A 25,445-nucleotide genomic window follows, 5' to 3' on the forward strand; every position below is an offset into this window, starting at 1 on the left:
GAGGCGATGGACAACGGATTAACAATCATCATCGAAGCGGGCAGTGAGCATGTGGAGCTGAAAATCGTGGGTGAAGACAATGGACAAGAGACCATCTTTTACATTGATTTATTGGAGGCGCAGGAAAATGGCGAAGCGCAGATACAGTTGATAGAAGGTCATTTTTATGAATATAGCTTGTCCGGCAGTTACAGTTTAAAGGCTTCGGAAATTGTTATTCCATCCAAATTAAGCGCTTCTGCGGGACGTCTGGCACCCAACATTTATACAGGAACTGCGTCCCTGGAACTTTTGGAACCCAAAACGAGGCTTAAATGTGCGGACATTAAACTGGAAGTTCGCTCGAAAAAGGCGAGTTACCGGCAGGATTACAGGTTAATGTTGGAGGATATTACGGAAAAGTGCACTGAGTTGCTGTTGGCATATCGTTCGCCGGTTACCCACAATTTTACAACGGATTTTCATCAGGATGCGCGGACATTATACCAGCGTTTTGCTTTCATCAGATCTATTTTGCAATCCGAGGATTTCCTGAATGCAGTCCATAAAATAACGGCTGTGCCGGTTTTAAAGTGGGCGGATTATGAGCAAGTTATAGATATCAGAAGGATTGGAAAGTTAAACGGCGGAATCTTGCGTCAACTGTCAGCCCCGGGCAATCGGGTAGGGCTTCCTGAAACGCATTCGCTGCACAAGCGGCTTGGCTCTGTTCCCATCCACATCGTCACAACTTCAAAAGTTGAATCAGCGGATACGCTGGAAAATCGTTTTGTGAAACATGCGCTGAATGCTTTTTCAGCATTGGTCAGTGATTTCAGGACACATGCAATTGCTGGGAGCCGGCTTTTTGAAGAAGCCATTGTGCTGGAAAATGAGCTGCATGTGCTGTTGACACATCCGTTTTTCGAAGCCATCGGTAAACCTGTTATGCTTTCGCTGAACAGCCCGGTTTTACAGCGAAAAGCAGGTTATAAAGAGGTTTTGCGGGTTTGGCTGATGTTTGATCTGGCAGCGAAGCTGATTTGGCACGGTGGGGATGATGTGTATGAAGCCGGTAAAAAAGATGTTGCCACGCTTTATGAGTATTGGCTGTTTTTCCAGTTGCTGGACCTGGTAAGGGAGATTTTTGAAATTACACCTACCAGCATTGAAGACTTGATAAAGCCAACTGCGGACGGACTGGGGTTGCAGCTCAAACAGGGAAAACACGTCGCAGTTCAGGGCATATTCAATGGCCCTTCCCGGAAGTTAAATGTGGAATTCAGCTATAACAGGTCATTCTCGGGCAAAAATGACTATCCCAATCCTGGCAGCTGGACAGCCGGGATGCGACCGGATTTTACATTGACGGTTTGGCCGGTTGGGATAAGCCAGGCACAAGCCGAAAAAGAGGAGTTGATCGTTCACATTCATTTCGATGCAAAATATCGCGTCGAGTCTTTCACGGAATATAAGCGCGATGATCTTTTGAAAATGCATTCATACAAAGATGCAATCCGCAGATCCGCAGGTGCTTATGTGCTATATCCGGGCGATGGCGAGAAGCCGTTCAAATGGAAAGGATTCAACGAACTTATTCCCGGTCTGGGCGCTTTTGCTGTGCGACCATCCAGGACAAATAATGGCATCAATGCGTTGCGAAATTTTTTGAAAGACGTCACGCGCCATTTCCTGAACAGGGCATCGCAACGTGAAAAAGCGGCTTTCCATCATTATGACATTCATAAAACGCAAAGCACAGAAACTGTCACCGAACCTTTGCCCGAAACGCTTGGCGCAAACCGCGGGCTTATTCCGGACGAGACATTTGTGATCATTGGCTATTATAAAAGTGCCGAGCAGCTCAGCTGGATCAGGAAAAATAAGCTTTACAATTTCAGGACGGGCACCGACAGCGGCTCGCTGCCACTCGGCGCAAAGCAGGCCAATGCAAAATATTTGCTTCTGCACGGCCCCGGCGAAACCATTTCGGCCCGCTTATGCAAGCTCAAAGATGCCGGCCCCAGGATTTTTTCAAAAGAAGATTTAATCAAAAAGAATTATCCCAAGCCAAAAGGAATACTCTACCTCGTTTATCGCATTGATTTGAAAGTAGAACCGGAATTCGAGAACCAAAGATGGGATATTACAAAACTGGCCGGATACAAACCAAACAGGGCTTCCAGCGTTCCTTTCGTGGTAAGTCTCTCTGAATTAACGAAAGCTTTGGTGAAGTAACGGTTGTGTTACTTCCTAACCGGGGTCAGACCTTTCATCGCTTTCTGGCCGATAGCGGGCATTTTCGCGACAGGCGCAAGGAGTTTAGCCTCTTTTTCAGGTTCAGTATATTCACGTGCTCCGGATAAATAACGCTCAATGATAAAATCTTCCTCTTTCACAAACTGAATCGAAGGCTCGCCGGCCAGATGCGAAATGTCGTATAGTTTTTTGTGAAAAATAGCCGCATCCAGGTTGCCGTTAAAATGATAGTCATTCTGGAAACCGTGGTCGAATTTGAAAACAATAGGCGTGCCGGCATTGGCTATAAGGCTTCCCGGCGTGCCTGTTAATGTAATGGGAATGAATGTTTTCTTATCATAAATAAACCCACCATGGTTGGCCTTAATGTGCTCTCGCATTTTCCGTGGCGTATCCCCCACAAAAAGGACATCAACAAGCAAAATTAGCGTCGCTGCATCAAATTGCGCGGTAGTTTCAATGAGAGGGAGTGTTGAGATGCGTATCATAATGTAAATATCTGTTCATTTTCTGGACACATTATCACCTTATGCCCACTTTTTGGCTAAAATTGGACATGTAATTCTTTCGGGCTTCTTCGGTCGGGAATAATATTTTCGGTGGTGTTCAGTAATTGTGCAAATTTGGGACGCTTTAAAAAAACATCAAATAAGAAACTTATGACAGTAAAAACATATCGATTTATTGCATTGCTGGGCGACGGGCGTGAGCGTTTCAGCGACAAGGCTCTGGATGAAGAATGGCCGACAGAACCAGTTGTTATCGATGCATTCGGGTTTTCTGACGTTTATCGTTATTCGGGCGTTGTATTTTTAAATGAAGAATGGTATACCAAATACAGTAAAAACTGGCGCAACGACACATCCAAAATCGACGCCCTGCTCGTCGACCTCATCAAATACACCGCCAAAGACGCCCATTCCGAAAATCTCGCCAAGATCAAAGCCTACCTGGCCGCCCCACCGGAAACATTAGAAGAGACGATTGAGGTTTGGAAAGGCTTCTACGACCCGGAGTTGGAGGTGATTTGAGGGCAAGTTGATCCCTATAAGCCACCGCCCCTGTCACCCCAAAGGTAGCCTCCACCCCTGTCACCCTGAGCGGAGCCGAAGGGCGGTACAACCAAGCAGTACCGCCCTTCGACTCCGCTCCTTTAGATTAGCAATGTATTAGGGAATTAAGATTGGTGTAGGTAAATTAATAAAATGAGAAGGGAAGTAAAGTAAACTATGACATACGCTCTGAGCTCGTAACTCACAGCCTGATTTAGACTTTACCTCCCCATCATCAACTGCTCATATAGAAATTCGGGCTTAGAGCCCATTATCAAGGAGTTGAGTCAATTGATGAATTTCTCATTTCACTTTTTCCAAGACCAATTTATGAAAAAGATCATTATTGGCATTGATATCAGCAGTAAAACTCTTGATATCTGCCTGCAAAAAGAAGGGAAAACCAGTTTTGTTACGATTGCTAATGATGTAAAAGCAATCAATGGTTTTTTCAAGAAACTGGCCAAGGAAGAAGTAGTTGTAGCTATGGAAAACACTGGACGTTACAACTGGCAACTCTACGAAGTTTTGCCCAAATTCAATTTTGAGGTGTATGTGATCTCAGCTCTGCATTTAAAAAAGAGCATGGGTCTGATCAGAGGAAAAAATGATAAGGTAGATGCTGAAAGGATCTGCAAGTTCATCCAAAAGAACCAGGACGAATGTTCGACCTGGAAGCCAGTGGCAACCAACATTCAGAAAATGAAAGTGTTACTCACTGAACGGACCAGCCGCATTAAAATAAAAAGGCAGCTGCTTGCCCAGCAAGCTGATTATAAATTAATGAATACAATTGGTCTTGAAAAGCAACTGGCTAAGATGAACCAGGGTTTGATCAAGTCCATCCAAGAACAGATCGAAGCGCTGGAGTGCGAGATCGAAAAGATTATCAAGTCTGACGAATCGCTAAAAGAGCAGGCTAAACAAATACAGTCTGTGCCAGGCGTTGGCCCGATAACTTGCTGGACAATGATAGCTAAAACCGAAGGCTTCAAAACGATTACCGAGCCCAGGAAAATGGCATGTTATTGTGGAATCGTACCCTTTGACCACCAGTCTGGAACATCGGTTAGGCGACAGCCCAGGGTCTCTGCTTATGCGGACAAAAGTGTAAAGAGTATCCTGCATATGGCCGCAATGAGCGCCATCAGGTTCGACAACAAATTAAGAGATTACTACCAAAGAAAAGTAGCAGAAGGCAAAAATAAAATGTCCGTGCTCAATGCAGTCAGAAACAAAATCGTCCACATCATATTTGCCCTAATAAAAAACCAAGCAACCTATCAAGATCACTTGGTTTTATCATAGAAATCAGGGTGACAGGGCTAGGGGGCTTATTACTTGTCGTTCTTCTAACGTACAATTGCAACGCCCCTACACTTAATTGGACTACTGAAAAATTCTTAAATGGATCATTTTTGTAGTCCTGTTGTCTGTTAAGTTTGTCTGCTGAGCAACCTTAAATTATTTGTTAGGAGCATGTCAAAGCGGAATTTAACAATTGATATTGACCCCGGAGCTTATGCAGCCGTGAGAGGTTTGGAGAAATATATTTCCGAATCGGGGTTGGACAAAATCCATTACAAACTCATCAAAATAAGGGCTTCCCAAATGAATGGATGCGCTTTTTGCATTGATAAGCATACAAGGGAAGCGCGGGAGCTGGGGCTTTCGGAACAGCGCATCTATTTGCTCAACGCGTGGCGAGAGACTGAACTTTACACGGAAGAGGAGCGTGCCATTTTAGCATTAACCGAGGAAGTAACGTCCATTGCCAACCACGGTGTGAGCGACGAAGTGTATAATAATGCCGTGGCATTATTTGGGGAAGCTTATACGAAAGCCGTCGTGATGGGCGTCATCACGATTAACGCCTGGAACCGCATTGCCATCACAGATCAGTTGCCTTTGAAATAATCAAGATGCTATGAAGAGGAAAGGGACACAATCCGAAAAAGCGGATCTGCTCAAAAAGTTGCATTATAGTAAACAGATGCTTGTTTTACCTAATATATGGGATGTTACGGGTGCTGCATTACTTGAGGAAACCGGTTATCCGGCTGTTGCCACTGCTAGTGCGGCTATTGCGCGCGCCCATGGTTATCAGGATGGCGAAAAAATTCCTTTTGAGCTGGCGTTAAATGTCATCGGCCAGATCGTAAATGCTGTGGAAGTGCCGGTTACCGCTGATATTGAATCTGGTTATGCGATTGATCTGCAAGGATTAAAGGCAAATGTTCGTAAAATTTTAGCAACAGGCGTAGCCGGCATTAACATCGAAGACAGCGATCCGAAAACCAATCAGCTGCTGCCCGTGGACCTGCAAGCTGAACGGATCAGGCTGATCCGGAAAACGGCGGAAAAGGCAGGTGTGCGGCTATTCATTAATGCCCGGACAGACGTTTTCCTGAAACCCAGTACACTTACAAGTGATGAGAAATTGAAACTGGCCATCGAGCGTGGATGCGCTTATGCAGACGCGGGTGCGGATGGCATTTATCCCATATTTGTGCAGGAAGAAAGTGCCATTGCGACCCTTGTTAAGGAGTTTTCTGTCCCTGTAAACATATTAATCACGAAAGGAACGCCCGAACTGAAACAGCTTGAAAACCTGGGCGTCGCCAGGGTTAGCTTCGGACCGAATTTTCAAAAAGCAATGCTGTTAGCCATGAAAGCTTCTTTGAAGCAGATTAAGGAAACTTTTAGCCACAACGCGATCACAAGTGTATATTGATCTTTTGCTAAAAGGCACAAAAAAGGAGAGCCATTAGGTTCTCCTTTAATCTTTGGAATCATTCAATATGCTATTCAGTCTTAGCTTTGATAAGGATATACTCAATCTTGCTGCCGTTACCGAATGCTGAGATCTGGGAATATTTTTCGTAGTTATCCCACCTTTTCAATTGCTTGTCGTCGATATTAGGCTTAATGTTCTCTTTCAGATTAAGGATACCGAGCACAACACGATCTTCAAAATCATAATCTGATAGCTTATTAAGCTGGATCTGATCGGCAATTTCATTGATATAAATGATCTCGACTTTCCCCTCCCGATAAATCATTTTGGGGCATTTTTCGCAGCCAGCCACCTCATCTTTATAATAGCTGTCCAATGTTCCTTTGCCTAAAACGGCTTCTACTTCTTCTACGCTGCGAAGCGCTACTTTCGGCAAGTCTAGTTCTACGGTTACAGGTGCGTTTTCATCGCCGTCACCGAGCACAAAGAATTTGATAAAAATAGCTATGAGAATGACGACGAAGGCAATGAATTTCCAATTTGCCCATTTACGCTTAACAGTAACTTGTTCCATGAGGATGGCTTGATTTTTTAATGAACCTGAGATGTTTCTAGGTTATACAAAGAATATCATGCCAGTTGCATATGAACAATAATATTGAAACACCGGAATCAAACTATGGGCAATTGACGATTGCCGAAGCTACGGCCATACAGGAAAAGCTGAAAGGCATTGTGAAGCTTTCGCCCATGGAAGGGGAGATCAAGACCATTGCGGGGGCTGATATTTCACTGGACCTTTACAGCGATACGGTTTATGCCGGGATGGTCGTGCTGAGTTATCCTGATTTGAAACCTATTTCCTATTCGCTCGTCAAAACCACCAATATTTTTCCTTATGTGCCAGGTTTTCTCGCCTTTCGGGAAATTCCGGGCCTGTTGAAAGTTTACGAGCAGCTTCCCGTGAAGCCCGATTGCATCATGTTCGATGGCAACGGCATCTTACATGCCCGGCGAATGGGGATTGCAACGCATTTTGGGGTCCTTACGGATTCGGTTACGATGGGTTGTGCCAAGAAAAAGCTGGCCGGGATTTATGCAGATCCCGGTGAAACAAGAGGTGACTATTCACTGGTAACAGACAGAGGCGACACGATTGGATTTGCATTAAGGAGCAAGAATAATGTAAAACCGGTCTTTATTTCCCCGGGTCACAAAATGAGCCTGAAAGACAGTATGGACATTACAATGCAATGTCTCGGCAAGCACCGGCTCCCTGAGCCGACCCGAAAGGCGCACGAATTTGTGAACCGGTTCCGGATCGGCGAGTTAAAAGAAGGATATCACGAACTGGAACAATGGGGTTTGTTCTAGTTAAATGTCTTGTCTATTTCGTCGAGGAGATATGTTTTTGAATCTGAATCATATTCCCAGAACATTACTCCGGCGAGTTTTTTGTCTAAAACATATTTGCATTTTTCTCTCACAGACTGCTCGTCGTCGTAGCTTAAAACGTCTCCGGTCTTGGCGTTGAGCAGGTAGGGTGCTTTTGCCACCTCGTCACGGTATTCTTTAAAGCCCTTTTTGTTTACCATGCTGTCTTTGATCATGGTATAACCGTCTACATAATCTTGCTTGATGTGTTTTTGGCCCAGGCCTTTATCCAACTTCGCGACGCGGAACATTCTTCCATAGAACGGCAAACCTACAACCAGCTTATTCATCGGAACTCCCTCCACAGAAAATGCTTTTACAGCATTATCCACCGAATGGCTCGCCTTATAAATGTCAGACGAATATAATGCGGCATGATGGACCGCCGTGTCGCCCTGGAAAAGGTCATAAGTCATCATGTTCACATAATCCAGAAATGCAGCTGCTTTGCCCATTTCAACTACTTTCAGGAAAGAAGTAAAGCCGGGAACAGCGGTTGTAAGCAGCTTTTTCTTGCCCGATTCTTTTTCAAAAGCGTCCAGTTCTTTACGGAGCGCCTCGAACATTAAAGTGAAGTTTTGCTTATCCTCAGGTCTGTAAACGTTGCCGTCCTCACCCGGCATTCCGGGATATTCCCAGTCAATGTCCACACCATCGAGGTCGTATTTCCTGATAATATCAACAGAACTTGCTGCGAATATTTTTCTGGAAGCTTCTGTCAGAACTGCGTCGGAGAAATTTTCACTCCAGGTCCAGCCGCCCAGAGAGATCAGGATTTTAAGATCGGAATTTTTTTCTTTCAGCAATTTGAGCTTGCGGAAATTGGTAGAGTCGGTTTTTTCATTGGTCAAAAACGCCTTTCCTTTCTGAACATCTACAAATGCATAGTTAATGTGGGTCAACTTGTCCACTTCAATGCGATCTGTATTGACGAGCCCGCGAAAGCCGCCAACGTAGCCAATTACAACTGGTTTTGTGGTTGTGCTGTCCGTTGCTGTGGCAGCTTCGTCTTTTTTCTCTTCGGATTTACAGGCCGTTGCAAGGATTAAGGGAGCCACTATGCACATGGCTGCCAGGGGTGATCGCAGGGTTTTGGTAAGTTTTAAAAACTGCATGGGATTAGGTTATGGTTGAAGCGATAAAAGTAACTATTACTTCAAAACATCTCCTCATGCGATCTTCATTGAATCCCGTTATTCCCCGTGCAGTGCCTCCATTTTTTGTAATGCTTTCTGCATGTCAATGCCTTTGCCTAAAACCCCTTTGAACAGATCACCTTTCTCCTCGACCCGTTTCAGCATGTTTTTAATGGTAAAATCCCTGGGGCTAAGTCCATGTTTCACCTCGCTCCATTCGAGTGGCGCGGATACGGTTGCGCCTGGTTTCGGGCGTACGCTATATGCGGATGCGAGTGTCTGCGCGATCCTGTTCTGCAAAAAATCGACATAAATCTGATCTTTCCTGCGTTTCGAAAGCGACCGTTCCAGTGTGGTGAGCTCAGGAAGACGTTCTACAACAAGCGTTGCCAGGATTTCGGCAAAATCACGACTTTCGTCGTAAGTATATTTCTTGCCAAAAGGAATGTAAATGTGCAGCCCGCTGGACCCGGAAGTTTTGCAGAATCCCGTCATGCCAGTCTGATCGAGGATCTCCTTGATCACCAGCGCAACATCTACCACATCTTCAAATGTATTTTTATCGGACGGGTCAATGTCCATCACAATGTAATCGGGGTTATCGAGCTTATTAATGGTGGAATTCCATGGATTCATTTCAATACACCCCATATTGGCAATGTAAAGCAACGTTTCGAGGTCGTTGCAAATGAAATAATTTACCATTTTTCCTGTCGATTCTGCCAGGATCTCCTCCGTTTTGATCCAATCCGGAACATTGTCACCGGCATCTTTCTGGAAAAAGCTGGGTTCGTTGATGCCATTCGGATTGCGGCGGAGCGATAAGGGGCGATTTTTCAAATAAGGGATAATGAAAGGCGCTATTTCACTGTAATATTCCAGTAATTCACCTTTCGTAATCTGCTCGTCCGGCCAATAGATTTTGTCCAGGTGCGTCAGTTCCGCTTTCTTTTTCATATCACGATGCTTTACGTTTCGGTGCGCTCAAACTTTCCTTCAACTGGGCCATCAGATCCTTGCTTTTCGAATGCACGATCTTCATCTTCGGTGCTGTCGGTTTTTTGCCTTTCGCCTTCGCCATGATCAGTTTCAGCAGCGACTCATTATAAGTGTCTTTGTAATTCGAAATGTCAAAATCCGTCGTCAGCTGCTCTATTAGCTGCACAGCCATGGCCATTTCCGCAGGTTTGATCTTCACATCCGGAATGGTTAGCTCTTCCGTTTCGCGTATTTCGTCCTGAAACCTTATTTTATTTAAAATCAAAAGATCACCAGCAGCCTTTATCAAAACCAGGCTTTCGCGGTTCCGCAGCACATAGGTGCCCAAACCAGCCTTTCCTGTTTTTTTCAAAGCATCGCGCAGCAATGCATAGGGTTTGCCGCCCGATTTTTCGGGTTGCAGATAATAAGGCGTTTCGTAGTAAATGCTGTCAATGTCTTTTTCATTGACAAATTCTGCAATTTCGATGATCTTGGTTTTTTCCGGACTGGCTTTTTCAAAATCCTTATCGTCCAGGACAACATATTCATCCTCAACTTTATAACCCTTCACAATGTCGTCCCAATCTACTTCCTTGCCTGTATTGGCGTTCACACGCTGATACTTAATGTTAGCGTGATCTTTTTTGTCCAGCATATCCAGATCCAGCTCGGCCTGTTGGGTCGCGCTGAATAATTTTACGGGAATGTTGACAAGGCCAAATCCGATGGCCCCGGACCAGATTGCTCTCATATCTTTTGTCGAAAATGATCAATTATTGTGAGAGACAACGCTTTAAAAATCCGTGCCGGGTTACTGCCCGAGCCAGGTTTTGAATGGCCCCATGCGCTCGCGGCTGATGAGAATGTCACTATCGGCGCAGTTTTCGAGATGGATTTTCAACCGGCTGTTGGAGTATGTGAAAACGTCTTTAATGGCGGAAATGGAGCTGATATATTTCCTGTTGATCCTGAAAAACTGCTCTGGAGAGACCATTTCCTCAATCTCATCGAGAATATAATCCAATGTGTATTTCTTTCCCTGCCGGGTTTGAAGCAAGGTCACTTTGTCTTCGCTGTAAAAGAAGGCAATGTCTTGTATGTCAATGGTCTGTATACGCTCGCCCAGTTTTACCAGAAAACGTGTTTTGAATGTTTTTGCGGCGGGTTGGATCAAGCTGCGAATCTGATCGAGAGAAATGGCAGGTTCATTTTTGCCTGAATTGAATTTATTCAGTGCATGTGTAAGTTCTTCTGGATCGACGGGCTTTAACAAATAATCGATGCTGTTGAGCTTGAATGCTTTGATGGCATATTGGTCGTAAGCCGTGCAGAAGATGATCGGTGCATTGACCTTTACTTTTTCGAAAATTTCAAAACTAATTCCGTCGGCAAGCTGAATGTCAAGAAAAATCAGATCAGGTTCAGTATTATTGCCAAACCATTGAATAGCAGCCGTTACCGTGTCGAGACTAGCGATGACCTGCGCTTCCGGCAATTGCTGGTTGATCAACTGAATTAAGCGCCTTACGGCTGGTTTTTCGTCTTCGATGATCAGAATTTTCATGGAAAAAGCAATGGTAATGTTACTGTAAATTGGCCGTCGGCATTGCTGACAGCGATATTTTCTTCGCTCAGCAGTTCGTAGCGCTTGCTGATATTGGAAAGTCCGATGCCGGTTGATTCCTCCGGCAAGCTGCTTTTGGGCTGGACATTATTCTTAACAATCAATTGATTCTTAATGAGCTCAATATCGATTTTTAAAGGCATTTTGATAGAAGCCACATTGTGCTTGATGGCGTTTTCCAATAATAGTTGAAGCGATAGGGGCGGTAAGGAGCCGGTTGCATGGGCATCCACGCGGATGTGATATTGCAGGCTTTCTTCAAAACGGATCTTTTGTAAGGAGAGATAGTTTTCCGCAAAACCCAACTCCTGTTTTAATGTCACCAACTCTTCCTGCTGGACTTCGAGCACATAACGGTAAATGCTGGAAAGCTGCCGGATAAACTTCGCCGCCGTGTCCGGATTTTCGTAAACCAGGTTGCTCAGCACATTGAGTGAATTGAATAAAAAATGCGGATTCAGCTGGTCTTTCAGCGACTGATATTGCTGGGCAAACCGCTCCGTTTTCAGCTGCTCCGATTCAATCGCCGCTGTGCGCCATTCCAGCAGGAACGACCGGCTGATTAATATGAACAGGATCACAAAGGAGACCTTCATCGGAAACTGCGTCCAGCCAACCAGTCTGTTCCACGGAATGTTATTTAATGTAAAGTTTTTTATCACAAAAAACTGGAACAGGAAAATGATGACAATGCTCGCACAAAAAACATACAGGAAATAGCACAGACTTTCCAGAATAAGCCTTTTGACGGGATATTGGATCCAGGAGATGGTCCTGTCAAAATAATCTTCCATCAAAAATCCGCCATAACTCAGCGTCGTCGACATCACGAATGAAATCAGGATGTCCTGTGCAAGATCCCCGTAACCTTCCCCGGTCGCAATGCATTCAGCAAAGGAGCCTATGGAAATCACGAGCGCGATCAGCAGGTTTCCCGCAAGAAAAGCCGGAGAGAAATTCCAGAATTTTTTCGAGCCCCGGGTGGTAATTTTCATGAATGATTGGTGTCAGAAAGGATTGTTTTACGTTGCTATGCTCGGTTATTGACAGCTTCTGGCCATTTGTTCGGCAAGGCCTTTGCCCCAGGTTGGCATTAAGGCGGCTTTGAGCGCCGGCTCATCCTGTGAAGCAAATATAGCCAGACTTTCCTTTGCATATCCGCAAGCTTTTTCGGTTCCGGAGCCGAAAAATTTGGCCATTCCATATTCCATTTGGGCCGTTAACGCATAAGCACGCGGATTCTTCGGATCCATTGCACGCGCCTTGCCAAATGTTTGCAACACCGGCCCCGACAAGCTTTGCCCGCGGTTTGCCGCATCCGCATTGAGTTTGGCCATTAATACAAAGCCTTGCAAAGCAACGATTTCCGCATTGTTTTTGGATAATGCGTCGGCTTTCTGAGCCAATTCGTCCGCCTTAGCAAGCGCTTCGTCCTTTCTATCCAGCGAAAGGGATTTGTCCATGGCCTGGAATGTGTACGCAAGTCCCTGATAATAAACCGGCAGCCATTCCCCCGGATTCAACTCCGCGATTCGCCCGAACGCATTCGCCGATTGCTGCAAAACAGGAAGTGAGTCGGTTGAAGTAAGTTTCGCAATTTCCTTTTTCATCGCTTTCTGGTAAGGTGATTCCTGTGCAGAAGCGGTAAAGAATGAAAGTAACAAAAGGATGATAATCTGGGCTTGCTTTTTCATAATGTTCATGTTTGAAAAGATTATAGTTTTTAAATGATGCTTTATAGCCGACTTGATATTGGTTTGTGAATGCTTGGCGGTGCTTTATAAATTGTTCAGCTGATTGGCTTTTTTATCCTTTGAAAGCGTGATGAAAAGTCCGGCAAAAAGGAAGCGCTTGGCGCCTTGTCCTACGGGCCTGCTTGCATAGGAACCCGATTCATCCGGCTGCGTCGCGTATTGATAGCCGAATACATTCTGCCTACCCAAAACATTGGAGCAAGCCACATGCAGGATCACATTGGGTTTGGGCAGATAGCTGATGCTCAGACTCAGATCGCTATATGGCTTCGTTTTGCGCTGCATTTCACCGGGCAGATTGGGATCGTTAAAAGCATAGCCGCTGTTCCACGACCAGGATGTTCCCAGCAAGGATTTCATAGCCGTCACAAAATGTTTCACCACGACCGAGCCGTTGTGTCTGGGTGCAAATGATGGCTGGACTTTGGTTTCGTAGGCCGCAAACCTGCGCTTGCTGTCCACAAAACTGTACGTGATCCAGAAATCGGTATCCTTTATGGTTTGCTTGTCGCGCAGGAAAAAATCAACGCCTCGCGCATAGCCAGCACCATTCAGAGCCAGGTTTTCAGGATCGCTCGCCAAGCCTTTGTAAGTGACCAGATTATCGTAGTTTTTATAAAAAGCCTCCGCGCGGAATGTGCGGTTGTTGTTGACTGTGAAGTAATTAAGAATGTAATGTGTTGCCGCGGAATTTTTCAGGTCGGTCTGGCGCACCCGCAGCTTTTCTTCTGCCAGTTGTTTGAACTTGCCAGCTGCAAAAGAGAATTGCCCTTGATTATCCAGTTTATAGGCGACTGAAAAGCGCGGCGTGAACCAGGTTTCTTTTGCCAATGTGCTGTGCCCGCTCCGCAGGCCGCCGACCATGATCAAGCGGTTACTGAAATAGTAAGTCGCTTCCAAAAAATGGTTGAACTGGTGATCCGTAAACTGCCTTTTCAGGTTCTGGCCGGGCAATGCTTCCGAGTAGGTTTTGGCGTAATATTCCAAGCCGTTTTTGAGGGAAAACTGCGCAGAGAAGTCTTTAACCGTTACCGCTTTGGAATGAAAAATCCGGTTGACCTGCCGGATATCATCCGCATTGAGCTGAATAGCGTCCCTATTGTCGGACAGCGCCGCACCTCCGTAAAAGAGCCAGCCTTTGCTTCCCGAATGCCGGAAAGAAACATTGCCATAGTGATAGCGGTTGTTGAGCTTAACCCGGTCGCCGCGGCCATCATTGCCAGGGATTTTCTGCCAGATCGCCATATTGCTGCCTTCTGTGTGAAAATAGGCCTTGATAAAACCCGCTTTGCCCGTCACCGCATTTCCCCATTTACGACGCAATGAAATCTCCGAATCCCAGCTCGATGGCGCTTTTTCCCAATCAAAATTTTGCTTAACAAGCGATTGGTAAGGGGCCAGATTGTAATAGTTTGCCGAGGCAGTCAATGCGCGGTTGTCCTTCACCAACGTTTGCGTATAACCGCCGCCCAATGACATAATGCTCACATCTCCCTGGTTTCTGAGCGGAAGGTCCACCGTATTCAATGCCAAAGCCGATGAGAGCGCCTGCCCATATTCGGCGGAATAACCGCCTGTGCTGAAAAACGATCCTTTGAATAAATTGGCGCTGAACCGGTTGCGGGTCGGCACATTGGAAGTGGTGCTGCCAAATGCATTTCCCACTTGCAGGCCATCAATAAAAATAGAAGTTTCCGAGGCATCACCGCCGCGTACAAACAGCCGCCCATCGTTACCTACGGTGGAAGTGCCTGGCAATGTGAGCAATGCGCCAGTAATGTCGCCCATGGCACCGGAGGTTGTTACAATGTCGAGCGGTTTAAGCACCACCGATTTTTTCTCATCACCCGCCTCCATCGCGCCCGCAGAAATGGTTACTGCATTCAGTTGATTAATGCTTTCTGCGAGCACAATGTTCGCGGTTATGGGCTGTCCCCGAAGTTCAAGAACCAGTTCCTGGCTTTTAAAACCGATCGCCTGAACGGTTAGTGTTTGGTTTTCCGCTTCGGTTGTAGTGAAAGCAAAACGGCCGTCCGCACCTGAAGTGGTTCCGTCATAAGTGCCTTTCAGGTAAATGTTGACGCCCGGCACTGCTTGGCCTTTGTGATCCGATACCCGGCCCGAAATGGAGATTTGAGCTATTGCAGCTGATGTAAGAATAAGAAGCAGAAGTGTAAAGCCGATTTTCATTTGTCCCTTGGTTTGACCCAAAGTTGTTCAGAATGATAATCGTGGAAAAAGCAAGGTTACCGGAGTTCAGAAACTGTTCTATGAACTGCGGAAATTGTTGACCGAAGTGTCATTTCAACGTAGCTGATTTGCGGAAATCCGGATGCTTATTATAGGAGCAAAACGGGTTTAATTTTTATTTTTACAGCACTTAATGTAAAATTTTTTAAATTTTTACAAAATGTTCAAAATCAGCATTTTGCTTAACAAGTTTTGGTTTATTTAAACGAGAATCAATCTTGAAACCACAGAAATAGCGAATGTGCTGCCCATGCTGGCATGCTTATTTAACCGACCATTGCAAAACAGTTTACATCGACTAACTCTTAATTTCGAATATAACATGATCGCTACACTTGGTAATAACGCAATAAATACATTGAAGCCTGGCGCAGTTCTTACAGTTTCTGACGCGCAAAACGAAATGGATGCGCAGAAAGAGATTGCAGATTTTCTTCAAATGAGCAATAGAACTGACCTTAGCTATTTTTCAATTTCAGAAAATTATTTCCTGTTGTATTCGAAGTCTGATAGTCCTGTAAGCGGCATCGCGTAAGTAATTATTATCTTTAAATTAGTCATGGTACAATCAGGTACATTTCAATTGCTGGGCCAAAAGCTCATTAATATTATCATTCACAAAGAAGACGTAGTCAAAATAGCACCGATACAAGAAGGACCCGGTTGCATTATTTATCTGAAAAACAAGGTTCCATACGCAGTGAGCGAGAGCGAGCGCGAAGTTTATAAGAAGTTGGACTGGATCGCTGCCTGAAACACGATCATAGTAGTGAAGAGAGAGCGAGGCTTCTAAATGAAGCCTTTTTTTTTGTGCCCGGCAAGTGAGAAAAATCCAATTACCCCGAACCACCCAAAGCATATCCGCGTTATACGGCCTACTGCTACGCCACATCACTCCATAATGTCCAAAAAAACATATTTCTTTCTCATCCTGATTCTAGGCAGCTTAACGGCACTCGGCCCTTTTTCGATTGATATGTATCTGCCCGGTTTTCCGGCCATTGCCAAAGACCTGCACACCACAGCAGCCAAGGTTTCACTCTCATTATCCGGGTTTTTTGTTGGGATTTCAGTTGGTCAGCTGCTTTACGGGCCGCTCCTTGACCGGTTTGGTCGGAAAAAGCCTTTGTTCATCGGGTTGGTGGTTTACATTCTGGCCTCAGTAGGGTGCGCAATGGCCAATAGCATTAATGACTTGATTTTGCTGCGGGTTATCCAGGCAATAGGAAGTTGTGCGGCTACGGTTGCGTCGGTTGCGATGGTTAGGGACCTGTTTCCGGTGAAGGATAATGCAAAGGTTTTTTCGTTGCTGCTCCTGGTTGTTGGCGTTTCCCCAATGATCGCACCCACCGTGGGCGGTTATGTTACCGATGCATTCGGCTGGCATGCCGTGTTCTGGATCCTCACAGGCATGGGTGTGGCCATTCTTCTGGCAACGGTGCTTTGGCTGCCGGATAGTTATAAGCCTGATAAAACCCTTTCCTTGAAGCCAAAACCCATTCTGCTCAATTTTCTGCAAGTGATCCGGGAGCCGCAGTTTTACACTTATGCGTTGACGGGAGCGATTGCATTCTCCGGTCTGTTCGCTTATGTAGCAGGCTCTCCGCTGGTTTTTATGGAGGTTTTCCATACAGATGGCAAGGTATATGGATGGATCTTCGCTTTTCTGTCGGTTGGTTTTATAGGTTCGAGTCAATTGAATACATTGTTTTTGAGAAAATTCACCAGCGAGCAAGTCGTGAATACGGCGCTGATCTGCCAGGTTATTGTCAGTTTCGCATTTCTCGCAGCGGCACTGGCAGGCATGCTGACACTTCCGGTCGTGATCGTTTTTCTGTTCTTTTTTCTTTGCTGCATTGGTTACACCTATCCCAACGCCGCAGCGCTGTCATTGGCTCCTTTTACGAGAAATGCAGGCAGCGCATCCGCATTAATGGGTGCTTTTCAGATGGGAATGGGCACATTGATATCCATTGTCATCAGTATTTTTGAAGAGCCATCCGTTATTCCGATGGTGGCTTCAATGGCCGGTTCTTCGCTTCTGGCGCTTTCGATGCTTGTTTTTGGCAGGCGTTTTATCAAGGAAAAAGTGGAAGTGCAGCAGGGTGCAGATGCTGCTATGATACACTAAAACCAGTTTTCCTGACTTTATTTGTGCATGGATTATTTCAAAAACCTCCTCAATTTACTTAAAACTGAAAGGGAAGAAGACAGACTTGCTTACCAGCGACTAACCGAAAGATCATCGGTTTCCGAGCGGCGCGCGAGTGGGTTAAGCTGGTATCCCATTGCCATAAGAGGCTCGGAAATGAGCCGCGGCGACTATCTAACCGTTGAAATCGAACGCACTACGCACCAGGATCTTTCCCATCAGCTCCGGTTTGGCATGCCGGCTGTTTTGTTTTCCAATCACGAGCCAAAGCAGGATAGGTTAGAAGGCATTATTACGCATCAGAGTGGTAACCGGCTCAAAATCACGCTTCGGACGGATGAGCTTCCCGAATGGTCTCGCGATGGAAAGCTGGGCATCGACCTGCTTTTTGATGACAATAGTTACGACGAAATGCAAGGTGCGATTAAGGCCGCAACTGCATTGCTTGAAAATGAAAAAGAGGGCCGTCTGGTCAAAATCCTGACCGGAGAAAAATCGCCTTCTTTTAACGACCAACTTCCAAAAATAACGATCCCCAAATTGAACAGCTCACAAAATGAGGCTGTTCATAAAATCCTTTCCGCGTCGGATCTTGCCGTTGTGCATGGCCCTCCCGGGACGGGAAAAACGACCACATTGGTACAGGCGATAAAGGCTTTGATCAAACAGGATCACCAGCAGATCCTGGTAGTCGCGCCTAGTAATACGGCTGTGGATCTGCTAAGTGAAAAGCTGACAGACGAGGGCTTGAATGTGCTGAGGGTTGGTAACCCGGTGCGTGTTTCGGAACGCCTGATGTCGCTCACACTCGATAGTAAAATCTCGCAGCACGTGCGGATGAAGGACATTAAGGCGCTCAAAAAGCAGGCAAACGAATACAAAAACCTCGCACACAAATACAAACGCAATTTTGGGAAAGCCGAACGCGACCAGCGGAAAGCGCTTTTTGATGAAGCCCACAAGATCATGAAAGAGGTGGGGAGCGTGGAGCAATATGCGATAGAGGATATTCTGGGCAAAGCGCAGGTGATTACAGCCACATTGGTGGGCGCTAACCATTATACGGTCCGCAATTTGAAATACAAAACTGTGGTGATCGATGAAGCCGGACAGGCACTGGAACCGGCCTGCTGGATCCCGATCCTGAAAGCCGAAAAAGTGGTGCTGGCAGGTGATCATTTCCAGTTGGCGCCCACCATTAAGTCAGCCGAGGCTGCTAGAAATGGGTTAGCCACTACATTGCTGGAAAAATGCGTCGCGCTGCATCCGGAATCCGTAACATTACTCGAAGAGCAGTATCGGATGAATGAGGCGATTATGGGTTATTCATCTCAAATATTTTATCAAAACAAACTGAAAGCCAACGAGGCTGTCGCGCATCACCTGGTTTTTCCCTCGGATAATGCATTGGCTTTTATTGACACAGCAGGCTGCGGTTATGACGAAAAACTCGAAGGAACCAGCTCCACGAACCCGGACGAGGCCGTATTTTTATTCAAACATTTGACGCAATATGTGAGCGAATTCATGCAGGCCAAAAGTTTCAACGCTGGCGAGTTTCCAAGCATTGCAGTCATTTCTCCCTATAAAGAGCAAATTGGTTTATTGAAAGAGCAATTGGCTCATAATGCTCTTTTACAGCCATTTATATCGAAAATTTCAGTCAACACGATCGATAGTTTTCAAGGTCAGGAGCGCGACATTGTTTACATCAGCATGACCCGCAGCAATCCTGAGGGTGAGATCGGGTTCCTGTCTGACATTCGCCGTATGAATGTGGCGATGACCCGGGCACGCAAAAAACTGGTCGTGATCGGCGACAGCGCAACCCTCTCGAATTTGCCCTTTTATTCAAACTTTATTTCTTACGCTGAAGCGCTGGGCGCCTACCAGAGTGCCTGGGAATTTGCGGATATGTAACTGATCGGAAAAATCTGTTGGCATTTTAATGCAACCCGTTTATATTTAAATGCATCTTGTTGACATACAACAGGCATCTTACATCCGGGCCCCGATCTTTCTATGCTCCAACGCTACTTTACTATCGTTTTTCTTTTCTTACTAATTGCTACTCAATGCTTTTCGCAAGGCACTTCGTCGGGCGGGATCAAGGGGATTATCAAAACCAGGAAAGGCGAGCCGCTTCCTTTTGCCGCAATTGTTGTCAAAGGCACATCCATCAGCACCATTTCCAACGAAGAAGGGCGTTATCAGCTGGATCTGAAACCTGGTTACTACGAGGTCATTTTTCAATATTTAGGTTTCAAAACCGGGCAAAAAGCGTTTACGGTCGAAAACAGGATGGAAACCTTTGACCTAACCATGGAAGAACAGGCGCTGAACCTGGGCGAAGTGCGTATAGGAAGCCGCGACGAAGATCCTGCGTACACCATTATGCGCCGCGCCATTGCCAAAAGTCGCTATCATTTGCTCCAAGTGGATAGTTATAAAGCCAAAGCCTATTCCAAATCTTCCATAGTGATCACCGATCTTCCGTTGGAATTTTTGTATAAAAAGGAATTAAAGGAGATGGAAAAGGAAACGAATTTTAAAAAAGGCGTTCCTATCCTCAATGAAAGCGTTTCTGAAGTAACATTTAAACAGCCTAACACCTACAAACAGAAGGTTATCGCCGCCCGTAACAGTCAGGATAAGGATTTCGCAAACCCGAATGCCTACTTGCTGACAAGCTTTTACCAGCCCGAAGTTGTTAAGGCCGTTTCCCCGCTGTCGCCCCGGGCATTTGCTTATTATAAGTTTGAATATCTGGGTGCTTTTCGTGAAAATGGCATTGAAGTAAATAAAATAAAAGTAACTCCGCGCGCTTATGGTGAAGGCGTTTACAAAGGGACCATTCACATTATAGAAGATGAATGGAGTATTTACAGCCTCGATCTGACGACCGTTAATACGGGTTTTACCATTGATATCAAGCAGGTTTACAGTCCGGTGCAGGGCGTGTGGATGCCTGTTAATCAGCAGTTTCACGTGCAGGGAGGCATTTATGGGTTAAAAGGAAAAGGGGATTTCGTGATTTCTCAATCGTTCTCCGACATTAAGATCAATCCTGCATTCAGGCCGGACATTGTTGTGGTGGATGATAAAAAACAGAAGGATGAAGCGAAAAAAGTAAAGCTTACGGGCCGGGAAATCAAGTCGCAGAAATTGGAGGAGGTGGTCAGTAAGCAAAAGGAATTTTCGGCCAAAAACCTGCGCAAGCTCATGAAGGAATATGAAAAGCAGGACCTGAAAACAAAAGAGGAGAAAGGAGAGGACATAGACCTGAACTTCACCAGAAACGATACAACGGTGGTGGATTCCATGGCCAGTATGCGCAGCACGGCATTCTGGGATTCCATCCGAACGGTTCCGTTGACGACGGCGGAGGTGAAAAGTTACACGCGACTGGATAGCATTGTGGTGATGACCAAAGGCACTGAGGAGCAGAAAGACAGTTTGAAAGTTGCCAAATCCGACACTTCTAAAAACAATAAGAAAGGCGGGGGACTGGGCTTTGTAGGCGATATTTTTACGGGCCACAGTTTCCGGTTGGGCAAGAAAAGCCCGTGGCGGCTGGATTATGTGACGCCGCTGCTGGGCGCGCAGGTAAACACGGTTGAGGGATTGGTTTTGAATGGGGGCGGTTTTAAGCTGCGTTATAAGGGGGGCGATCCAAAGAAGAATCAGGAAGTAGTCCAGATTGGTTCTGATGGCGTTAAGCGCTTTTCTGTTCGGCAAGGGCAGGAATTGTCCATTAATGCGCTCACCCGTTACTTGTTCGCCCGGCAGAAATTAATGGCATTTGGCGGAATTGATTATAGCTGGAAACGCAACAAACTCAACTTATCAGGCGGCCAGAAGGTTTCCCAGTTCAACGGTGAAAACCCTATGCATCCGTTGCTGAATTCTATTACCACATTGTTTTTGGAGCAGAATTTTATCAAAATCTACGAAAAGAAGTTCGTCCGGCTCGACTTTGCAACCGCCCGTGAAAACGAACATTTCGAGCTGAAAGCTAACATTGAATACGCTGACCGCAGCCCGCTCCGCAATTTGTACAACACGAATCCATATCGCTGGATCGACTGGAAACGCAGGGAATTTACTTCTAATCACCCGTTTACGCGTTACCCGAGTGGAGAATCAGGGGAGACATTCACCCAAATGACCAATCACCAGGCCCTGACCATCGGGATTACAGCAAACTACAAACCCTGGCAGAAATACCGCACCAAAAATGGAAGGACAACCTATTACGACGATGATTCGCCGAAATTAACATTGAACTATCGCAAAGGAATTAATGACATTTTTGGCAGCGACGTGGATTTCGACCTTTTGCAGGTTGGAATCCAGCATGGATTTGACACGGGGATCCGGAGTAAGCTAAGCTATAAACTAAGTGCCGGAAAATTCCTGAACACAAATCACGTCCGCTATCCCGACTTTCAGCATTTCGCAGGAAACCGGTTTTTCTTTCAGCTCGGCGATCCCGTCGGAACATTCAGAATGCTTGATTATTATCGTTACAGCACGTCGGACCAGTTTTTCGAAGCCCATATCCTGAGCGAGCTGCGCAAATTCCTGCTCACCCAAATCACCTGGTTCCGCGTCCTGGGCATCAAGGAAAATTTCATGCTGCATTACCTGGCCACCCCAGCCTCCAACAACTACACCGAACTAGGCTACGGCCTCGACGTAGGAATCCGCTTCCCCTTCCGCATCGAAGTCGTAAGCAACTTCGAGCGCTTTAAGTATAAAACCACGGTGTTTAGGATCGGGACTACTATGAACTTTAATTTAGGGCGGAATTAGGGAAGACTTTTCAAGCATTGGGCTAAACCTGTGCTTGAAAAGTCTGTTTTAATTTACACCAGCGCTTCCCACAATATCTCTGCCGGGTGCATGGCGTGGCGGCCGGTTCCGTCGTGGATCTGGTGGCGGCAGCTGGTTCCGGGGGCGGCAATGATGACTTCTTCGGGTTGCTGGCGGACGGCTGGGAAAAGGACCAGTTCTCCGATCTGCATGGAAATGTCATAATGCTCTTTTTCGTAACCAAACGACCCGGCCATGCCGCAGCATCCCGACGGAATGAGCTGAACATTGTAGTTTTCTGGCAGCGAAAGCATTTTTTTCGTTGGTATCATGCTCGAAATGGCCTTTTGCTGGCAATGTCCGTGCAATTTGATCAACCGCTTCTCCTTAGTGAACTGATCTTTGGAAATATGTTTTAACTCAATTTCGCGTGAAATGAACTCGTCAAACTGCAATGCGTTTTGCGCCAGTTTTTTGGATTCTTCCACAAGTTCATCGCTAACCAGGTCCGGATATTCATCGCGGAAAGTTAGGATTGCCGACGGCTCAATGCCGACGAGCGGCGTGTCATACGAAATGATGTCTTTGAGCAGGTTAATGTTCTCCTCGGCAATTTTTTTCGCATCCTTCAAAAGTCCTTTCGAAAGCTGGGGACGGCCGGAAGGGGCATGTTTTGGAATAATCACTTCATAACCCAGCTTTTCAAGGGTCAGAATGGATTTTTTACCAATTTCAACATCATTATAATTGGTAAACTCATCACAGAAAAGATACACTCTCCGACCTGTGGATTTTGTTGCTTTGCGCTGGTCATACCACTTTTTCAACGTCGTGCTGTGCAGGAGGGGCATAGTTCGCTCGGGATGGAAGCCTACCATGGTGTTGGCTATCTTCCGAAGTGGTGCGTTTTTGAAAACCAGGTTATAAGCCCAGGGAACATAGCTAGCAATGCCTGTCATTTTTGAAAAATTCCCGACCAGCCAGGAACGCAGCGGAATGCCGTTTGCATCGTGATATTGCTGCAAAAATTCCATTTTCAATTTCGCAACATCCACATTGGAAGGACATTCTCCTTTGCAGCCTTTGCAAGCCAGGCAGAGGTCATACACTTCCTTAATCTCTTTATTATCAAACCGGTTTTCCTTAGGAGAACGCGTCAGCATCTCCCTTAAAATGTTGGCCCGTGCACGGGTTGTGTCCTTTTCGTTGCGGGTGGCCATGAAACTCGGGCACATTGTCCCGCCGCTCATTTGCGTTTTGCGACAGTCGCCTGAACCGTTGCATTGCTCGGCGTGCTGCAAAATATCCTGGTCCTGAAAGCGGAAATATGTTTTGAATTCGGGTGTTTGCTGATCGGCTTCGTAGCGCAGGAAAGTGTCCATCGGGGCCGTATCCACGATTTTTCCCGGGTTGAAAATATTGTTAGGGTCCCACACCCTCTTAATGTCTTTGAAAAGCTGGTAATTGTGCTCACCAACCATTTTTGGGATAAATTCTCCCCTTAACCGCCCATCGCCATGCTCTCCGGAAAGCGAGCCATCGTATTTTTTTACCAGGTTCGCAATCTCTTCCGCGATCATCCTGAATTGGCGGTGTCCTTCGCTGGTTTTGAGGTTAATGATAGGTCTCAGGTGGATTTCGCCTGTTCCTGCGTGCGCATAATGCACGGCCGACATGCCATGTCTTTTCAAAATTTCATTGAAATCGCGGATATAATCGGGCTGATCGTAAACATCAACAGCCGTATCCTCGATCACCGCAACCGCTTTTTCGTCACCCGGAATGTTGCCGAGCAACCCCAGACCTGCCTTTCTTAATGTCCAGATCTTTTTTGTATCGTCACCAAAGAGCAACGGAAAATGGAAACCCATGCCCGCATCCTGCAACTCTTTGATCATTTCTGTTGAAAGTGCTTCAACCTCCTCCTTCGTTTCCCGCGATAAATCCACAACCAGGATGGCCGGATATTTACCGTCAGGTTTGTTCTTCACAAAAAATGCGTTTTTCTTCTGTTCTGCGTTCGTAGCGGCACATTCAAGGACGTAGTCATCTATTAATTCAACTGCGTGCGGTTGATATTTCAGGGTTAAAATCGTTGCCCTTAATGCTTCGTCAATCGTATCGCAATGCACACAAACCAATCCCTGCGTTTTAGGCGGGAGCGGAACGAGGTTTAACTTTATTTCTGTCAGGAAGCACAATGTTCCCTCCGAGCCTGCAATCAAGCTGCACATATTAAATGGCTGTGCTGGCTCACCAAGGGCATTTTGATTAGAATATGGCTCGGTATGAAGCAACATATCCAATGCGTAACCCGTATTTCTTCTGCCTATGCTGGGCTTTGGAAAGTTTCTTCTAATCTCATCCTGGTTTACAGGTGATTGTAAAATTTCATTTGTTTTGAGATAGATTTTATCCAAAAGCGTCGCACTTCCGTTTTTCTGTTGCGCACTTGTCAGCAGATTTCTGAAATCCGCTCCTGTTATATTCTTAAATTCTGCATCGGAACCATCTGCCAGGATTGCTTTCACTTCCAATGTATGCTCTCTGGCGCTGCCGTAAACGATAGAATTGGAGCCGCATGAATTGTTTCCGACCATTCCGCCGATCATGGCGCGGTTAGCCGTGGAGGTTTCCGGCCCGAAATAAAGTCCGTACGGTTTCAAAGCCATATTCAGCTCGTCACGCACCACACCAGGCTGCACATGGACCCATTTTTCGGCCGCGTTTATTTCCAGGATTTTTGTAAAATTCCGTGAAACGTCCACCACAATGCCGTTCCCCACAACCTGCCCTGCAAGAGACGTTCCGGCGGTTCTTGGAATCAGCGAAATGCGTTTTTCGGTGGCATATCTGATCAGTGTTTTGATATCAGCTTCTGATTTCGGGATGGCCACGGCAAGTGGCATTTCACGGTAAGCAGAAGCGTCAGTTGCGTACAGGGTGCGCATCGTATTATCGAAATGCAGTTCACCCTCTAGTTGTTTGGCAAGAAGACTTAAATCACTGTTAGTTACGGAAAGCGGCGCAGTCATGGTGTTGGATAAGCGGGAAAATCAGCTCCAAAGTTACGAACAACGATCAAGGATTTCCAGCAAAATATTTTCAGAAAGCTATATCGGTCCGTTGCCCAAAAAATTAAACTTTAATTAAAAAAGTCACCGAAACGGGCAGCTTTTGTACTTCTCAAATATAGCGTTTGCACTATAATTATATAATATAACTTTCTTGCTTAAAAGTTGATTTATTTAAGCAGGTTTAAAGAAAACCAT

The 25,445-nt window shown here is 45.9% G+C and carries 21 protein-coding genes; 11 read left to right on the plus strand and 10 right to left on the minus strand.

Annotated features, from left to right (window positions below; all coding sequences use genetic code 11):
- The first annotated feature begins 6 nt into the window (after positions 1–6).
- On the plus strand, positions 7–2,217 hold the full coding sequence (locus NFI80_RS21920) for a DUF2357 domain-containing protein (protein ID WP_235166340.1): 2,211 nt from the start codon (positions 7–9) through the stop codon (positions 2,215–2,217).
- Between the two features lie 8 nt (positions 2,218–2,225).
- Here NFI80_RS21920 and NFI80_RS21925 read toward each other — a convergent pair whose 3' ends face one another.
- Positions 2,226–2,726, minus strand: coding sequence for a hypothetical protein (locus NFI80_RS21925; protein ID WP_235160482.1), 501 nt, complete (start codon positions 2,724–2,726; stop codon positions 2,226–2,228).
- Positions 2,727–2,897: 171 nt separating this feature from the next.
- On the opposite strand from NFI80_RS21925, the gene NFI80_RS21930 reads away from it, so the two are divergent.
- The 4 genes from NFI80_RS21930 (at position 2,898) to NFI80_RS21945 (ending at position 6,024) form a co-directional block, all read left to right on the plus strand.
- Positions 2,898–3,269, plus strand: coding sequence for a hypothetical protein (locus NFI80_RS21930; RefSeq protein ID WP_235166341.1), 372 nt, complete (start codon positions 2,898–2,900; stop codon positions 3,267–3,269).
- Positions 3,270–3,620: 351 nt separating this feature from the next.
- A complete protein-coding gene (locus tag NFI80_RS21935; protein WP_235166484.1) occupies positions 3,621–4,598 on the plus strand; it encodes an IS110 family RNA-guided transposase in 978 nt (325 codons plus the stop codon).
- Positions 4,599–4,769: 171 nt separating this feature from the next.
- A complete protein-coding gene (locus NFI80_RS21940) occupies positions 4,770–5,207 on the plus strand; it encodes a carboxymuconolactone decarboxylase family protein (protein WP_233797454.1) in 438 nt (145 codons plus the stop codon).
- 10 nt (positions 5,208–5,217) lie between these two features.
- Positions 5,218–6,024: an isocitrate lyase/PEP mutase family protein gene (locus NFI80_RS21945; protein ID WP_235166345.1), complete on the plus strand. Its 807-nt coding sequence runs from the start codon at positions 5,218–5,220 to the stop codon at positions 6,022–6,024.
- 70 nt (positions 6,025–6,094) lie between these two features.
- Here the strand turns inward: NFI80_RS21945 and NFI80_RS21950 are convergent, their stop codons facing one another.
- Positions 6,095–6,601, minus strand: coding sequence for a hypothetical protein (locus tag NFI80_RS21950; RefSeq protein WP_233797452.1), 507 nt, complete (start codon positions 6,599–6,601; stop codon positions 6,095–6,097).
- 71 nt (positions 6,602–6,672) lie between these two features.
- On the opposite strand from NFI80_RS21950, the gene NFI80_RS21955 reads away from it, so the two are divergent.
- A complete protein-coding gene (locus NFI80_RS21955) occupies positions 6,673–7,401 on the plus strand; it encodes an endonuclease V (RefSeq protein ID WP_233797451.1) in 729 nt (242 codons plus the stop codon).
- Here NFI80_RS21955 and NFI80_RS21960 read toward each other — a convergent pair.
- From NFI80_RS21960 to NFI80_RS21990, 7 genes are all read right to left on the minus strand, one after another.
- Entirely contained in the window at positions 7,398–8,576 is a 1,179-nt protein-coding gene (locus NFI80_RS21960) for a glycoside hydrolase family 18 protein (RefSeq protein ID WP_235166346.1), read from the minus strand. The genes NFI80_RS21955 and NFI80_RS21960 overlap by 4 nt on opposite strands.
- Positions 8,577–8,654: 78 nt before the next feature.
- A complete protein-coding gene (gene ligD, locus NFI80_RS21965) occupies positions 8,655–9,554 on the minus strand; it encodes a non-homologous end-joining DNA ligase (protein WP_235166347.1) in 900 nt (299 codons plus the stop codon).
- Position 9,555: 1 nt separating this feature from the next.
- Positions 9,556–10,329 (minus strand): non-homologous end joining protein Ku, encoded by a 774-nt coding sequence (ku, locus tag NFI80_RS21970; protein WP_233797448.1) that lies wholly within the window; start codon positions 10,327–10,329, stop codon positions 9,556–9,558.
- Positions 10,330–10,389: 60 nt separating this feature from the next.
- Positions 10,390–11,142 (minus strand): LytR/AlgR family response regulator transcription factor, encoded by a 753-nt coding sequence (locus NFI80_RS21975; protein ID WP_235166348.1) that lies wholly within the window; start codon positions 11,140–11,142, stop codon positions 10,390–10,392.
- Positions 11,139–12,197: a sensor histidine kinase gene (locus NFI80_RS21980; protein WP_235166349.1), complete on the minus strand. Its 1,059-nt coding sequence runs from the start codon at positions 12,195–12,197 to the stop codon at positions 11,139–11,141. The genes NFI80_RS21975 and NFI80_RS21980 overlap by 4 nt, the downstream gene beginning before the upstream one ends.
- Before the next feature lie 45 nt (positions 12,198–12,242).
- Entirely contained in the window at positions 12,243–12,896 is a 654-nt protein-coding gene (locus tag NFI80_RS21985) for a BRO1 domain-containing protein (protein ID WP_235166350.1), read from the minus strand.
- A gap of 84 nt (positions 12,897–12,980) precedes the next feature.
- Positions 12,981–15,146: a TonB-dependent receptor gene (locus tag NFI80_RS21990; protein WP_235166351.1), complete on the minus strand. Its 2,166-nt coding sequence runs from the start codon at positions 15,144–15,146 to the stop codon at positions 12,981–12,983.
- A 382-nt stretch (positions 15,147–15,528) separates the two neighbouring features.
- Between NFI80_RS21990 and NFI80_RS21995 the strand changes: the two genes are divergently transcribed.
- The 5 genes from NFI80_RS21995 (at position 15,529) to NFI80_RS22015 (ending at position 22,173) form a co-directional block, all read left to right on the plus strand.
- Positions 15,529–15,741, plus strand: a complete 213-nt coding sequence (locus NFI80_RS21995; protein WP_026628618.1) for a hypothetical protein — start codon at positions 15,529–15,531, stop codon at positions 15,739–15,741.
- A 24-nt stretch (positions 15,742–15,765) separates the two neighbouring features.
- On the plus strand, positions 15,766–15,960 hold the full coding sequence (locus NFI80_RS22000; RefSeq protein WP_026628617.1) for a hypothetical protein: 195 nt from the start codon (positions 15,766–15,768) through the stop codon (positions 15,958–15,960).
- Between the two features lie 147 nt (positions 15,961–16,107).
- Positions 16,108–17,337 carry a multidrug effflux MFS transporter gene (locus NFI80_RS22005; RefSeq protein WP_235166352.1) on the plus strand — a complete coding sequence of 410 codons (1,230 nt, stop codon included), beginning with the start codon at positions 16,108–16,110 and terminating at the stop codon, positions 17,335–17,337.
- 27 nt (positions 17,338–17,364) lie between these two features.
- Positions 17,365–19,278, plus strand: coding sequence for an AAA domain-containing protein (locus tag NFI80_RS22010; RefSeq protein WP_235166353.1), 1,914 nt, complete (start codon positions 17,365–17,367; stop codon positions 19,276–19,278).
- A gap of 102 nt (positions 19,279–19,380) precedes the next feature.
- Positions 19,381–22,173 (plus strand): DUF5686 and carboxypeptidase regulatory-like domain-containing protein, encoded by a 2,793-nt coding sequence (locus NFI80_RS22015; RefSeq protein ID WP_235166354.1) that lies wholly within the window; start codon positions 19,381–19,383, stop codon positions 22,171–22,173.
- A gap of 53 nt (positions 22,174–22,226) precedes the next feature.
- Here the strand turns inward: NFI80_RS22015 and NFI80_RS22020 are convergent, their stop codons facing one another.
- Positions 22,227–25,208 (minus strand): FAD-binding and (Fe-S)-binding domain-containing protein, encoded by a 2,982-nt coding sequence (locus NFI80_RS22020; protein WP_235166355.1) that lies wholly within the window; start codon positions 25,206–25,208, stop codon positions 22,227–22,229.
- Positions 25,209–25,445 lie beyond the last annotated feature (237 nt).

This window comes from Dyadobacter chenhuakuii (assembly GCF_023821985.2).
GTDB lineage: Bacteria > Bacteroidota > Bacteroidia > Cytophagales > Spirosomataceae > Dyadobacter > Dyadobacter chenhuakuii.